At 71.3% G+C, this 13,615-nt stretch carries 14 protein-coding genes; 13 read left to right on the top strand and 1 reads right to left on the bottom strand.

The genetic code is table 11. From position 1 onward, the window contains the following. Positions 1-2: 2 nt before the first annotated feature. The 12 genes from folP (at position 3) to ACSW7Y_RS02480 (ending at position 9,617) form a co-directional block, all read left to right on the top strand. Entirely contained in the window at positions 3-998 is a 996-nt protein-coding gene (folP, locus tag ACSW7Y_RS02535) for a dihydropteroate synthase (RefSeq protein WP_438124775.1), read from the top strand. Next, complete coding sequence (gene folB, locus ACSW7Y_RS02530) at positions 995-1,402, top strand: dihydroneopterin aldolase (protein ID WP_438124774.1); 408 nt, start codon at positions 995-997, stop codon at positions 1,400-1,402. Before folP ends, folB begins: the two co-directional genes overlap by 4 nt. Beyond that, a complete protein-coding gene (gene folK, locus ACSW7Y_RS02525) occupies positions 1,399-2,013 on the top strand; it encodes a 2-amino-4-hydroxy-6-hydroxymethyldihydropteridine diphosphokinase (RefSeq protein WP_438124773.1) in 615 nt (204 codons plus the stop codon). Before folB ends, folK begins: the two co-directional genes overlap by 4 nt. Further along, positions 2,010-2,498 (top strand): DUF3180 domain-containing protein, encoded by a 489-nt coding sequence (locus ACSW7Y_RS02520; protein WP_438124772.1) that lies wholly within the window; start codon positions 2,010-2,012, stop codon positions 2,496-2,498. Before folK ends, ACSW7Y_RS02520 begins: the two co-directional genes overlap by 4 nt. A gap of 16 nt (positions 2,499-2,514) precedes the next feature. Continuing rightward, positions 2,515-3,036, top strand: a complete 522-nt coding sequence (locus ACSW7Y_RS02515; protein WP_438124771.1) for a PH domain-containing protein — start codon at positions 2,515-2,517, stop codon at positions 3,034-3,036. A gap of 10 nt (positions 3,037-3,046) precedes the next feature. Continuing rightward, a complete protein-coding gene (locus ACSW7Y_RS02510) occupies positions 3,047-4,810 on the top strand; it encodes a PH domain-containing protein (protein ID WP_438124770.1) in 1,764 nt (587 codons plus the stop codon). After that, on the top strand, positions 4,807-5,499 hold the full coding sequence (locus ACSW7Y_RS02505) for a Rossmann-like and DUF2520 domain-containing protein (RefSeq protein ID WP_242862922.1): 693 nt from the start codon (positions 4,807-4,809) through the stop codon (positions 5,497-5,499). Before ACSW7Y_RS02510 ends, ACSW7Y_RS02505 begins: the two co-directional genes overlap by 4 nt. Positions 5,500-5,629: 130 nt before the next feature. Next, the gene (gene lysS / locus ACSW7Y_RS02500; protein ID WP_438124769.1) at positions 5,630-7,138 is read left to right on the top strand and encodes a lysine--tRNA ligase; all 1,509 of its coding nucleotides are present in this window, start codon (positions 5,630-5,632) and stop codon (positions 7,136-7,138) included. A gap of 413 nt (positions 7,139-7,551) precedes the next feature. After that, the gene (locus ACSW7Y_RS02495; protein WP_031273270.1) at positions 7,552-7,755 is read left to right on the top strand and encodes a hypothetical protein; all 204 of its coding nucleotides are present in this window, start codon (positions 7,552-7,554) and stop codon (positions 7,753-7,755) included. 117 nt (positions 7,756-7,872) lie between these two features. Next, positions 7,873-7,998 carry a hypothetical protein gene (locus ACSW7Y_RS02490; protein WP_438124768.1) on the top strand — a complete coding sequence of 42 codons (126 nt, stop codon included), beginning with the start codon at positions 7,873-7,875 and terminating at the stop codon, positions 7,996-7,998. 74 nt (positions 7,999-8,072) lie between these two features. Next, on the top strand, positions 8,073-8,204 hold the full coding sequence (locus ACSW7Y_RS02485) for a hypothetical protein (RefSeq protein ID WP_275935013.1): 132 nt from the start codon (positions 8,073-8,075) through the stop codon (positions 8,202-8,204). A gap of 345 nt (positions 8,205-8,549) precedes the next feature. Beyond that, a complete protein-coding gene (locus ACSW7Y_RS02480; protein WP_438124767.1) occupies positions 8,550-9,617 on the top strand; it encodes a sigma-70 family RNA polymerase sigma factor in 1,068 nt (355 codons plus the stop codon). Positions 9,618-9,774: 157 nt separating this feature from the next. Here the strand turns inward: ACSW7Y_RS02480 and ACSW7Y_RS02475 are convergent, their stop codons facing one another. Next, complete coding sequence (locus tag ACSW7Y_RS02475; RefSeq protein ID WP_400411247.1) at positions 9,775-10,707, bottom strand: NAD(+)/NADH kinase; 933 nt, start codon at positions 10,705-10,707, stop codon at positions 9,775-9,777. 344 nt (positions 10,708-11,051) lie between these two features. Between ACSW7Y_RS02475 and ACSW7Y_RS02470 the strand changes: the two genes are divergently transcribed. Further along, positions 11,052-13,550 (top strand): ATP-dependent Clp protease ATP-binding subunit, encoded by a 2,499-nt coding sequence (locus tag ACSW7Y_RS02470; protein WP_290133218.1) that lies wholly within the window; start codon positions 11,052-11,054, stop codon positions 13,548-13,550. Positions 13,551-13,615: the final 65 nt, after the last annotated feature.

Raw genomic sequence — 13,615 nt, 5'->3', positions numbered from 1 at the left:
GCATGACCGACCTGCCGACGAGACGCTCGCGTCGCCTCGCCGAGGCGGACCGTGCGCGCGCCGCAGAGCACGAGGCACGCGCCGCCGCGGCGGAACCGCCGACGGTCGCGATCGACCTCCGAGCACCCGCACCGGTGCCGGAGATCGTGACCGGCCGTCGGCGCGACCGCGCGTCGGAGCACCCCGCCGAGGACCGCACACGCGTCATGGGCATCCTCAACGTCACCCCGGACTCGTTCAGTGACGGAGGACTGCACCAGGCGTACGACGCCGCCGTGCAGCACGCCCGAGACCTCGTGGCCGCCGGGGCCGACCTGGTCGACGTCGGTGGGGAGTCCACCCGCCCGGGCGCCGACCGCGTGCCGGTCGAGGTCGAGCAGGACCGCGTCATCCCGGTCGTCCGCGAGCTCGTGTCCGAGGGGATCGCGGTCAGCGTCGACACCATGAACGCGAGCACCGCCGAGCGTGCCGTCGAGGCGGGTGCGGCGATCGTCAACGACGTCTCCGGCGGCCTCGCCGACGACGACATGGCCCGGGTCGTCCGCGACACCGGTGCCGGCTTCGTCGTCATGCACTGGCGCGGGCACAGCGACCGGATGTACCGGAACGCCGAGTACGCGCACGCCGTCGAAGAGGTGCGTCGCGAGGTCGAGCACCGGGTCGCCGAGCTCATCATCCTGGGGGTGCGCGAGGAACAGGTGGTCATCGACCCCGGCCTCGGGTTCGCCAAGCAGGGGGTGCAGAACTGGGAGATCCTGGCGGGCTACGAACGCTTCGCCTCGATCGGGCTGCCGGTGCTCGTCGCCGCCTCCCGCAAGCGGTTCCTCGACGGGGTCGGCAGCACTGCCGGTGCACCGCCGCGTGACCGCGACCTCGCCACCGCCGCCATCAGCCTGCTCGCCGCCGAACGCGGCGCGTGGGGGGTGCGCGTGCACGACCCCGCACCGACGCGTGCGGTGCTCGACGTCTGGGATGCCTGGAGGGCTGCACGATCGTGAACGACACCATCCGACTGACCGGGGTCCGTGCCCGCGGGAACCACGGCGTCTTCGACCACGAGCGCGCCGACGGGCAGGACTTCGTCGTGGACGTCGCGGTCGAGGTCGACGCCCGGGTCTCGTCCGGCTCCGACGACCTCGAGGACACGGTCCACTACGGCGTCGTGGCCGAGCAGGTCGTGGCCGAGATCGAGGGCGGACCGGTGGACCTCATCGAGACGTTGGCCGAGCGCATCGCCGCCGCCGTGCTGACGCACCGGGCAGCGCTCGCGGTCGAGGTCACGGTCCACAAGCCGCAGGCGCCGATCACGGTGCCGTTCACCGACGTGTCGATCACGATCCGCCGGGGCCGAGGTGGTGCGCTGCCCGAGGGCGACGAGACCCGTACCGAGGAAGAAGAGTGAGCCGCGCCGTCATCGCGCTCGGCGCCAACCTCGGCGACCGGGGCAGCACCCTGCGTGCCGCGGCGTCCGCGATCGCCGGGCTGCCCGGTGTGACGCCGGTGGCGTCGAGCCGCGAGGTCGAGTCCGTCGCCGTGACGCTCGACGGGCGGGACGAGACGAAGCCGCGCTACCGGAACGCCGTGGTCGTCGTCGACACCGACCTCGACCCGCAGGCGCTCCTCGACGCGCTCCACGGCATCGAGGACGAGCACGGCCGCACCCGCGAGGTGCGCTGGGGCGACCGGACGCTCGACCTCGACGTCGTGGCGATCGACGACCTCGTGCTCGACACGGAGACCCTCACGGTGCCGCACCCGCGCGCAGCCGAGCGGGCGTTCGTGCTCGCGCCGTGGGCCGATGCCGACCCGGACGCCGTGCTGCCCGGCGCCGGAGCGGTGGCCGACCTGCTCGCGGCCCTCGGAGACGACACCGAGCGCGTCGACGAGCCGCGCCTCTTCGACGACCCGAGCCCGCGGCCCGACGCGACCCGGGCCGTCGACGTCAGTCACGCGGACGACGGGACCCGCACGGTCGACCCGACCCGCGCCTCCAGGCCGGGGGAGTCGGCGTGAAGCCCACCCGCGCCTCCGTCCTCGTCAGCGTCGCCGTCGTCGCCGCCGTCGCGGGCTTCGCCGTCGACGCGATCCTCGCCTCGCGCGCCGCACCGACGCTCCTGCTGTCCGTCCCGCTCGGCCTGACCCTCGCGTTCATCGGCGTCGCGGTCGTCCTCATGGCGCGTCCCGTGCGGCGTCACGCCAAGGAGGGCGCGCTCCGGCAGCGCCCGGTCGATCCGCTGTACGCCACGCGGGTGGTCGTCCTCGCGAAGGCCTCCAGCATCGGCGGCGCGCTCTTCGGTGGGTTCGGCATCGGCCTGCTCCTCTACCTCCTGACCCGGAACGCGACCCCTTCGCTAGGCTCGACCCTGCCGAACGCCGTGGCGCTCGGCGGAGCCGTCGTCCTGACGGTGTGTGCCCTGGTCGCCGAACGGATGTGCATCGCCCCGCCCGGCGACGACGACCAGGACGACCACCGCGGCGGCTCGGCGGCCACGAACTGAGGGAGCGGAGCCCGCGATGCCGAGAGAACGACTCGACGAGCCGGGCCTCGGCCTGACCGGCACCACCTGGACGCGGGTGTCCCCGAAGCTCGTGTGGACGGAGCTCGGGACCACGGTGGCCATCGGTGTCGTCGTCACGGCGGGATGCGTGCTCCTCGGTGTCGTGAACGGCGGGTTCGACCGGACCGCCGGCACCGTGTGGACGCTGATCGGCATCGCCGTCGGGATCGTCGCGCTCGTCACGGCCGTGCTCACCCCGCGGCGTGTGCGCTCGATCGGGTACGCGCTCCGGGACGACGACCTCGTCTTCCGCCGCGGCCTGATGTGGCAGCGCTTCACGGCCGTGCCGTACGGTCGCATGCAGCTCGTCGACGTCGCGCGCGGCCCGCTCGACCGGGCGCTCGGCATGAGCGAGCTGAAGTTCGTCACCGCCGCCGCCTCGACGAACGTCCGGATCCCCGGCATCCCCGCGGGCGACGCCGACGACCTCCGCGACCGCCTCGTGGAGCTCGCCGAGTCCCGCCGCGCCGGACTCTGAGGGGCCCGTCGTGACCTTCCGCCCCGGACCTCCGCCGCCGACCCCGCCGAGCCAGGTCGGCAACGCCGCAGCAGCGGCACCCCTGACCGACGGGGAGTGGCACCGGCTGCACCCGCTGACGCCCCTGCTGCGCGGCGGTATCTTCCTCATCGTCGTGCTCGGCTACGTGCTCAACAGCCTCCGCGACCAGCTCGTCGAGTTCTTCATCCCCGGCGGTGGCCCGCCCGACGACGGCGACCCGGTTCGCTACGTGTACGAGCACGGTGCCGTGGGCTGGGTGCTGCTCGGCATCGCGGTGCTCCTGGTGGTCCTGATCGGGCTGTTCTACCTGTCGTGGCGGATGCACGAGTTCCGCGTCACGGGCGAGATCGTCGAGGTCCGTTCGGGCGTGCTCTTCCGCAACCACCGGAAGGCCAGGCTGGACCGCATCCAGGGCATCAACATCTCGCGGCCAGTCGTCCCGCGGCTGTTCGGCACCGCCAAGCTCGAGATCGCGCAGGCCGGCAACGACGCCAACGTGCAGCTCGCGTACCTCGGGTCCAAGCCCGCGGAGGACCTCCGTCGGCGCATCCTCGTGCTCGCCTCGGGCTCCAAGGACGACGAGCGACAGGGGCCGGGCCGGCAGTCGTACGGCGTGCTGCAGGACCGGCTGGACGAGGTCTTCTCGCCCGAGCTCGACCCCGCCGCCGTGCAGGCGACCCGGGTCGTGAAGGTGCACCCGGGCCGATTGATCGCGTCGATGCTGCTCTCCACCACGACCGTGTTCCTCGTCGTGCTCGTCGTCGCGATCGTCGTGAGCATCGCGGTCACGGGCGAGTACGGGATCCTCTTCGCGCTGTTCCCCACCGTCATCGGTGCCGGCGGCTACTACGTCCGGAAGTTCTCGCGGTCGCTGCAGTACACGATCGCGGAGACCCGGGACGGCATCCGGATCGGCTTCGGGCTCGTGTCGACGTCGAACGAGACGCTGCCGCCCGGTCGCATCCACGCCGTGAGCGTCGCGCAGCCGCTGCTCTGGCGGCCGTTCGGCTGGTGGGACATCCGCATCAACCGGGCCACGAACGCCGGCAACGGGCAGTCGACCAACCAGCAGGCGTCGTCGATCGTGCTGCCCGTCGGTCGAGCCGAGGACGTCCGCGAGGTCCTCGACATCATCCTCCCCGGACTCGTGGGCACGGCCGTGGCGGGGCCGCGGGCGTCGCAGGACGAGTTGCGCGAGGGGTCGGCAGAGGCCGTGAACGTCGTCGACGACAGCCTGACGACCTCCGGCGACCGTGGCGGCTTCGTCCACTCGCCCCGCCGCGGCGCGTGGCTCCGCCCGCTGTCCTTCCGCCGCAACGGGTACCGCTTCGTGCAGGGCGCGGTGCTGCTCCGGCTCGGTGCCGTGTGGCGGTCCCTCGTGATCGTGCCGCTGCCCCGCGTGCAGAGCGTCAAGGTGGAACAGGGTCCGCTCGAGCGCGTCCTGCGGCTCGCCTCGGTCCACGTGCACACCGTGCAGGGTCCGGTGAGCGCGCGCCTGGGCGCGATGGACGCGCGCGACGCGCAGCAGCTGTGGTCCGAGACCGCTCACCGCGCCGTCGAGGCCGCTGCGGTCGACACCTCCCACCGGTGGCGCGAACGGGAGGCACGGCTCGCGCCCGGGACGGACCGACCGGACACGCAGGGGGTCGCCCCCGGCGCCGTGCCGACCACCTCGACGCCGCAGCCCGCCTGGCGGGGGCAGGACGGGCCTCCCGGCTGGGACGGCGTCCCCACCCCCGGAGCTGCACGGTGAGGGCGGGGCGACTCGGCGTCGGGATCGTCGGCGCGGGACGGGTCGGACCCGTCCTCGGAGCGGCGCTCGCGAACGCGGAGCACGCCGTCGTCGGCGTGACCGCGGTGTCCGACGCGGGGCGCGACCGCGCCGAGGCGATGCTCCCCGGGGTGCCCGTGCTCGCGACGCCGGACCTCGTCGAACGGAGCGAACTCGTGCTGCTCGCGGTACCGGACGACCAGCTCGGCGGACTCGTGCAGGGGCTCGCGGACGCCGGGATCTGGCAGCCCGGGCAGCTCGTCGTGCACACGAGTCCCGACCACGGCACCGAGGTCCTCCGTCCGGCACTCGCGGCGGGCGCCATCCCCCTCGCGATCCACCCGGCGATGGTCTTCACCGGCACGAGCGTCGACCTCACCCGCCTCCGCGACGCGTACTGCGCGGTCACCGCCCCCGCACCGGTGCTCCCGATCGCGCAGGCGCTCGTGGTCGAGATGGGTGCGGAGCCGTTCGTCGTCGCCGAGCAGGACCGGCCCGCGTACGCCGACGCGGTCCGGGCGGCCGCGAGCTTCTCCACCGCGATCGTCGAGCAGTCCGCCGGGACCCTCGACGGCATCGGGGTCGAGCACCCCGGCCGGGTGCTCGGCGCCCTGGTCCGGAGTGCGGTCGACAACGCGCTCGCCGCGGCCGACGGCCAGGCGCGGCTGTAGACCGGCCGCGGCCGCGGCCGCGTCCGGGTCTGCGTCCGGTCACGGCCGGCCCGCCGGTGGTTCCCGGCCCGGCGCCCGCGCCGGGTAGCATTTCCGCATCCCCCACGACCCCACCGGAGCCGCACCCTTCATGAGCGAAGCAACCGCCGCCGCAGCAGACGACCTGTCCGCCGAGGAGACCAGCGAGCAGCGACAGGTCCGGCTCGACAAGCGGTCCAAGCTCCTCGAGGCCGGGATCGAGGCCTACCCGGCGGCGCTCCCGATCACCACGACGATCCCCGAGGTCCGCGCGCAGTACGCCTCGCTGGAGACCGGCGAGGAGACGCAGGACGTCGTCGGTGTCGCCGGGCGGATCGTGTTCTCCCGCAACACCGGCAAGCTCTGCTTCGCGTCGCTGCAGTCCGGCGACGGCTCACGCATCCAGGCGATGGTGTCGTTGGCCGAGGTGGGCGACGAGTCGCTCGCTCGGTGGAAGGAGTTCGTCGACCTCGGCGACCACGTGTTCGTGCACGGCCGCGTCATCTCGTCGCGCCGCGGCGAGCTGTCGATCATGGTCGACGACTGGGCGATCGCGGCGAAGGCGATCCTGCCGCTGCCGAACCTCCACAACGAACTCAACGAGGAGACCCGGGTCCGCCAGCGCTACCTCGACCTCATCGTGCGCGAGGACGCCCGGAAGACCGTCCGTGCCCGTGCCGCCGTGATGGCTTCGCTCCGGCAGACGTTCGCGTCGCACGAGTACCTCGAGGTCGAGACGCCGATGCTGCAGACCCAGCACGGCGGGGCCTCGGCGCGGCCGTTCGTCACGCACTCGAACGCGTTCGACACCGAGCTGTTCCTCCGCATCGCACCCGAGCTCTTCCTCAAGCGCGCGGTCGTCGGCGGCATCGACCGTGTGTTCGAGGTCAACCGCAACTTCCGCAACGAGGGCGCCGACTCGACGCACTCGCCCGAGTTCGCGATGCTCGAGGCCTACCAGGCGTACGGCGACTACGAGCAGATGGCCGACCTCACCCAGGAGCTCGTGCAGAACGCCGCCCGTGCGGTCACCGGCGGCTCGCTCGAGGTCACCTGGGCCGACGGCACCACGTACGACCTCGGTGGCGAGTGGCCGCGCATCGACATGTACGGGTCGCTGTCCCAAGCGGCCGGTCGCGAGATCAGCCCCGAGACGCCGCTGACCGAGCTGCAGGCGCTGGCCGAGGCCGAGGGCGTCGAGGTCGCGCACGCCACGCACGGCAAGTACGTCGAGGAGCTCTGGGAGCACTTCGTCATCGACTCGCTCGACCGCCCCACGTTCGTGATGAACTTCCCGGTCGACACCTCGCCGCTGACCCGGGAGCACCGCACGCGTCCGGGCATCGTCGAGAAGTGGGACCTGTACGTCCGCGGCTTCGAGCTCGCGACGGCGTACTCGGAGCTCGTCGACCCGGTCGTGCAGCGGGAGCGGTTCGTCGAGCAGGCGAAGCTCGCTGCCGGCGGCGACCCGGAGGCGATGCGCGTCGACGAGGAGTTCCTGCGGGCCCTCGAGCACGCGATGCCGCCGTCGGGGGGCATGGGCATGGGGATCGACCGGCTGCTCATGGCCATCACGGGCCTCGGCATCCGCGAGACGATCCTGTTCCCGCTCGTCAAGTAGCGGGGCGGCTGGGCGCCGGGCGCCCAGTCGTGCTCGGTGCGAGGTTGTGCGTATGGTGCGCGCTTGTCGCCCTCGCACCGTGTTGAGAACCTTGCACCGTCTCAACCGCGCCTCGCACGGTGCGAGCCGCGCGTGCGGTGCGGCGGCGTGGTTCGAGACGCCGGACGGGAGGCGCGTGGCGGCGATGCGCCGTGCCTCCCGTTCGCAGCGTGCGAGGTTGTGCGCACGGTGCGCGCTCGTCGCCCTCGCACCGTGTCGAGAACCTCGCACCGTCCCAGCCGTGCCTCGCACGGTGCGAGTTGCGCCAGCCGTGCCTCGCACGGTGCGAGTTGCGCCAGCCGCGACTCGCACGGTGCGAGGCAGCTCGCGGCCGTGTCGTCGTCGTTCCCTGATCCCGGAGTTATGATGACCCGGTGCCGCATGGAGTCGTGACCGGGATCATCTTCGCCCTGACGCCGACCGTCATCGTCGGCCTCATCTTCTGGTTCGTGATGCGCGCCATCATGCGGGCTGACCGCACCGAGCGCGCCGCCTACGCCAAGGTGGAGGCCGAGGAGCGCGCCCGGTTCGAGCGCGAGCACGGCCGTCCCGCCCCGTCTCCGGCGTCGGCCGAGTAGCCGAGCAACCGCGCAGCCACGGGCTGACCTCGGCAGCGGCCGAGCTGGCGCGCGGTCGAGCTGGTGAGCGGCGGCCCCGTTCACCGGCGGTTCACGCGCCGGTGCTGCACTGACGGCATGACCACCGTCCCGCCGGACCCCGCCGACCTCGACCCGGAGGACGCCTTCGGACACCCGGTGCTCGGCGACCCCGCACGCGACGAGCACTGGGTCGACGGCGACGAGGACGACGTCGACGTCTGACCGCCCGGGCATCGTCACCCACCGTTCACCGCCCCGTCGCGAGCAGGTCGCTCCGCGGGGCGAACATCGTCCGCATGCCCATGCAGCAGTTCCCCGCCGGTCGCAGCCTCGTCGGCGACATCGAGAGCGAGTACGACGAGTTCGACCGTGATGCCGACCTGGAGGTCTCCAAGCGCCGGGACGGGTGGCTCGAACCCTCCTGGTGAACACCTCCCGTTCGGTTTTCGGGGTACGTCGACCGGATCGCCACGATCCGGATCGCCGTACCCCTTTTCCGTGTCCGGAGCACGCGGTCGGCCGGGGTACATGGTCCGAAACGTGCAAGAAACACCGTTGTACCGCCGGAAACTCGGCGACATCCCCTTGCTCTCGGGCGTCCGGCAGCGTGTGACTGTTCGAGGGCCGTACCCCGCGGGGGACGTCTCGGAGGGTGAAGCACGGAGAACCCTGGGAATCGATCAGATCGATTTGTGGGGTACACCTCGCAACCGCTTTACTCATCAGCACCCCCACCTGAGGCCCATCACCGTCGAACGCAGGGAGAACGTCACATGACGATCGCAACGGCAGCACCGACCACGAACGCCACCACCCGCCGCAGCACGACCAAGAAGGCCGCGGCCGCCAAGACCGCAGACGCGACCGTCGAGTCGACCACCCTCGGCACCGAGGTCGAGGCCGACGAGCAGCTCGCCGGAGTCCGCGGCGCCTCCGTCGACCAGGTCGGCGACTACCTCCGCCACATCGGCCGGCTCTCGCTCCTCACCGCCGAGGAAGAAGCGCAGATCGCCCGCCGCATCGAGGTCGGCCTCTTCGCCGAGGAGAAGCTGCACACCGAGCCCGGGCTCGACAAGAACCTCCAGCGCGAGCTCCGCTGGCTCGTCCGCGACGGTGAGCGCGCCAAGGAGCGCATGATCACCTCGAACCTCCGCCTCGTCGTGAGCATCGCGAAGCGGTACTCGCAGCGCGGCCTGCCGTTCATGGACGTCATCCAGGAGGGCAACCTCGGCCTCGTCCGCGCGGTCGAGAAGTTCGACTTCACGCAGGGCTACAAGTTCTCGACCTACGCCACCTGGTGGATCCGTCAGGCCATCTCGCGCGGCCTCGCCGACAAGGCCCGCACGATCCGCATCCCGGTCCACACCGTCGAGCTCATCAACAAGATCAGCCGCACCGAGCGCGACCTCACCGTCGACCTCGGTCGTGCGCCGATGCCCGACGAGGTCGCGGCGGAGCTGAGCATGAGCGTCGAGGAGCTGCTCGACCTCAAGGGCCGCTCGCACGAGCCGGTCTCGATCCACACCGTCGTCGGCGACTCCGACGACAGCGAGCTCGGTGACTTCATCGAGGACGAGGACGCCGCGAGCCCGAACGAGCTCACCGAGACGACGCTGCTGCACCGCGACATCCGGTCGATCGTGGCCGAGCTGCCGAGCGACGAGGCGAACGTGATCCGCATGCGCTACGGCCTCGACGACGACAAGCCGATGACGCTCGACGAGATCTCGAAGATCGTGCACACGACCCGCCAGGCCGTCAGCCGGGTGGAGTCGCGCGCCAAGCTGCGGCTGTTCGCCAAGGCGGTCTCGCAGGACATGCAGCTGTACCTGACCGACTGAGGTCAGCGAGGGACTTCGGCCGGGGCGGATGCTCCGGCTCGGGGAACCGGTCCGCTCTGTGGGAAGACGGACCGGTGGGGTGATGGGAAAGGCCCGTCCCGGCTGGTGCCGGGGCGGGCCACTCGCACGTCCGGGGTCGTGCCCGAGGGTGTGCGACCTACTGCTCGAGGTCGTGCGAGAGCCGCTGCCGCAGGTCCTGCGGGATGAGCTCGATGAGCTGGTCGGGCCGCACCGGCAGGTCGAGCAGGCTGAGCTTCACACGCCCGGTCCGACCGTGCCGCGCCGCGTCGAGCCGCACCACGCTCGACGCGTCCTTCCGGAGTCGGACGTCGATCTGGGCACCCGTCGCGACCTCGCCGACGACGAGCCCGTCCACCTCGAGCGCCGCGCTCCGCGTGCCCTCGGCGATGTCGAGCCGGTACCGCTCCCGCGCCGCGAGCACGACGGACCGGTCGATGCCGGCCATCGGGGCGACCGGGGTGACGACCGAGCCCGAGAGCGCGGGGGAGAGCACCGGCCCGCCCGCCGCATAGTTGTAGGCCGTCGAACCCGCCGGCGTCGACGCCACGATCGCGTCCGCCCGGTAGTAGCCGTACCCGAGGCCGCCCACGCTGAGGTCCGCCGACACCTGCCCGGCTCCGGGACGTCGGACCACCGTGAGGTCATTGAACGCGAGGTACTCCGTGCGGGCACCGCTCCAGGACAGCTTGGCCTCGAGGGCGTGGTGCGGCTCGAGCTGGTACTCGCCGGCGGAGAGCCGTTCGAGCGCCGCCTCGAGCTCGGGTGGCTCGATCTCGACGAGGAAGCCCACGTTGCCGTAGTTCACGCCCAGCACGGGGACGGGCCGTCTGGCGACGAGGCGCATCGCCCCGAGCATGGTGCCGTCGCCGCCGAGTGCCACGACCATGTCGACCCGGTCGGTGAACTCGTCCTCGTCGACGACGTCGATCGTGCCACCGAGGCGCTGCGCGTCCGCACGTCGGGCGATGAGCTCGCCGCGTCCGGAGGCGTTCCAGCGACGCAGGGTCTCGACGGACTCCTGCACGTTCTTGGTCGGGTGGACGACGAGGCCGACGACGGGCTGCTCCATGCCCGGATCGTACCGACTCCCGCCCGACAGCAGCCACGCAGGTCACGGAGTGACCCACCGCCGGACGGGAGGCGCGGGCCGGGCCCGCACCGTCCTCCCTCGCAGGCTCGGTCGGCGCGCCCCGCACGACGCTTCGCATTGCCGCTCAGCGGGGCGCGCCAGGCCGTCCCGTGGCCGCGCCGCGCGCGGGGCGCGACCCTGCCCGTGTGCGGGACCGACGTGGGCCTGTGCGCGGGACGGACGTGGGGTCACGCCCACGGCGAACAGGGGCAGACCACTCGGGGTCCGCTGGTTAGTCTCGATGTACGTCACCGGGCCAGTTCCGGTCCGGCAAGGGAGAGCACATGTTCGAGAGATTCACCGACCGAGCCCGTCGTGTTGTCGTCCTCGCTCAAGAAGAAGCGAAGATGCTCAACCACAACTACATCGGCACCGAGCACATCCTCCTCGGCCTCATCCACGAGGGCGAGGGCGTCGCCGCCAAGGCGCTGGAGTCGCTCGGCATCTCGCTCGATGCCGTCCGCGAGCAGGTCCAGGACATCATCGGGCAGGGGCAGCAGCAGCCGACCGGGCACATCCCGTTCACGCCGCGCGCCAAGAAGGTGCTCGAGCTGTCCCTGCGCGAGGCGCTGCAGCTCGGCCACAACTACATCGGCACCGAGCACATCCTGCTCGGCCTCATCCGCGAGGGCGAGGGCGTCGCCGCCCAGGTGCTCGTCAAGCTCGGCGCGGACCTCAACCGCGTCCGCCAGCAGGTCATCCAGCTCCTGTCCGGATACCAGGGCAAGGAAGCCGTCGCCGTCGGCGGCGAGACCCAGCAGAACGCGCAGCAGGGGTCGCAGGTCCTCGACCAGTTCGGCCGGAACCTCACCCAGGCCGCCCGCGACGCCAAGCTCGACCCGGTCATCGGGCGCGAGAAGGAGATGGAGCGGGTCATGCAGATCCTCTCCCGTCGCTCCAAGAACAACCCCGTCCTGATCGGTGAGCCGGGCGTCGGCAAGACCGCGGTCGTCGAGGGCCTCGCCCAGGCGATCGTCAAGGGCGACGTCCCGGAGACGCTGAAGGACAAGCAGCTCTACTCGCTCGACCTCGGGTCGCTCATCGCCGGGTCCCGCTACCGCGGTGACTTCGAGGAGCGCCTCAAGAAGGTCACGAAGGAGATCCGCACCCGCGGCGACATCATCGTCTTCATCGACGAGATCCACACGCTCGTCGGTGCCGGTGCTGCCGAGGGCGCGATCGACGCCGCGTCGATCCTCAAGCCGCTCCTCGCCCGTGGTGAGCTCCAGACCATCGGTGCCACCACGCTCGACGAGTACCGCAAGCACTTCGAGAAGGACGCCGCACTCGAGCGTCGGTTCCAGCCGGTGCAGGTCAACGAGCCGTCGCTGCCCCACGCGATCAACATCCTCAAGGGTCTCCGCGACAAGTACGAGGCGTTCCACAAGGTGTCCATCACCGACGGTGCGATCGTCGCCGCGGCGAACCTCGCGGACCGCTACGTGCAGGACCGCTTCCTGCCCGACAAGGCCATCGACCTGATCGACGAGGCCGGCGCACGCCTCCGCCTGTCGATCCTGTCGGCGCCGCCGGAGCTCCGCGAGTTCGACGAGAAGATCTCGACGGTCCGCGGGTCGAAGGAAGCCGCGATCGAGGAGCAGGACTTCGAGAAGGCCGCGTCGCTCCGCGACGAGGAGAAGAAGCTCCTCGGCGAGCGTCTCCGCCTCGAGAAGCAGTGGCGTGCGGGTGACGTCGCCGCGTCCGGCACCGTCGACGAGGGCATCATCGCCGAGGTCCTGGCGCAGGCCACGGGCATCCCGGTGTTCAAGCTGACGGAAGAGGAGACCTCGCGCCTCGTCTTCATGGAGAAGGCCCTGCACGAGCGCGTCATCGGTCAGGAGGAGGCCATCTCGGCCCTCTCGAAGACCATCCGCCGCACCCGTGCCGGTCTGAAGGACCCGAACCGTCCCTCGGGCTCGTTCATCTTCGCCGGCCCCACGGGCGTCGGGAAGACCGAGCTCGCCAAGGCGCTCGCCGAGTTCCTCTTCGACGACGAGGGCGCGCTGATCTCCCTCGACATGTCGGAGTTCGGCGAGAAGCACACGGTCTCGCGACTCTTCGGTGCCCCTCCCGGGTTCGTCGGCTTCGAGGAGGGCGGCCAGCTCACCGAGAAGGTGCGTCGCAAGCCGTTCTCCGTGGTCCTCTTCGACGAGATCGAGAAGGCCCACCCGGACATCTTCAACTCGCTGCTGCAGGTCCTCGAGGAAGGCCGTCTCACCGACGGTCAGGGCCGGGTCGTCGACTTCAAGAACACCGTCATCATCATGACCACGAACCTCGGTTCGCAGGGCATCGCGGGTGGCCCGGTGGGCTTCCAGATCGAGGGTGACTCGGGCGTCGGCTACGACCGCATGCGCTCGAAGGTGAACGAGGAGCTCAAGAAGCACTTCAAGCCGGAGTTCCTCAACCGCGTCGACGACACGATCGTGTTCCCGCAGCTCTCGCAGTCCGAGCTGCTGCAGATCGTGGACCTGTTCGTGAAGCGTCTGGCGGACCGCCTGCTCGACCGCGACATGACGGTGGAGCTCACGCTCGCCGCCAAGGAGCAGCTCATCAAGGTCGGGTTCGACCCGGCCCTGGGTGCTCGCCCCTTGCGTCGCGCGATGCAGCACGAGGTCGAGGACCAGCTGTCCGAGCACATCCTGCAGGGTGAGCTCAACGCCGGCGACCACGTGAAGGTCGACTTCCACGACGGTGCGTTCCAGTTCGAGACCGGGCGTCAGCCGGGTCGCGAGGAGGTCCTCACCGGCGCTGCCGAGCCGGCTGGCGAGATCGAGTCCTAGGACGCGACTTCCTGCTGACTGGAGGCCCGGTGCCAGCTGGCACCCGGCCGCCAGTCCGTCGTGGG

It is taken from the genome of Curtobacterium flaccumfaciens (genome assembly GCF_051548005.1).
In the GTDB taxonomy this organism is placed as follows: domain Bacteria; phylum Actinomycetota; class Actinomycetes; order Actinomycetales; family Microbacteriaceae; genus Curtobacterium.
Note: the sequence above shows the minus strand (reverse complement) of the source record. Positions and strands in the feature narration are given on the sequence as shown.

What these genes read in the sequence shown, in the direction of transcription:
- folP (WP_438124775.1), top strand. Translation starts at nt 3, where the DNA reads ATGACCGACCTGCCGACGAGACGCTCGCGTCGCCTCGCCGAGGCGGAC.
- ACSW7Y_RS02515 (WP_438124771.1), top strand. Translation starts at nt 2,515, where the DNA reads ATGCCGAGAGAACGACTCGACGAGCCGGGCCTCGGCCTGACCGGCACC.
- lysS (WP_438124769.1), top strand. Translation starts at nt 5,630, where the DNA reads ATGAGCGAAGCAACCGCCGCCGCAGCAGACGACCTGTCCGCCGAGGAG.
- ACSW7Y_RS02490 (WP_438124768.1), top strand. Translation starts at nt 7,873, where the DNA reads ATGACCACCGTCCCGCCGGACCCCGCCGACCTCGACCCGGAGGACGCC.
- ACSW7Y_RS02485 (WP_275935013.1), top strand. Translation starts at nt 8,073, where the DNA reads ATGCCCATGCAGCAGTTCCCCGCCGGTCGCAGCCTCGTCGGCGACATC.
- ACSW7Y_RS02480 (WP_438124767.1), top strand. Translation starts at nt 8,550, where the DNA reads ATGACGATCGCAACGGCAGCACCGACCACGAACGCCACCACCCGCCGC.
- ACSW7Y_RS02475 (WP_400411247.1), bottom strand. Translation starts at nt 10,707, where the DNA reads ATGGAGCAGCCCGTCGTCGGCCTCGTCGTCCACCCGACCAAGAACGTG.
- ACSW7Y_RS02470 (WP_290133218.1), top strand. Translation starts at nt 11,052, where the DNA reads ATGTTCGAGAGATTCACCGACCGAGCCCGTCGTGTTGTCGTCCTCGCT.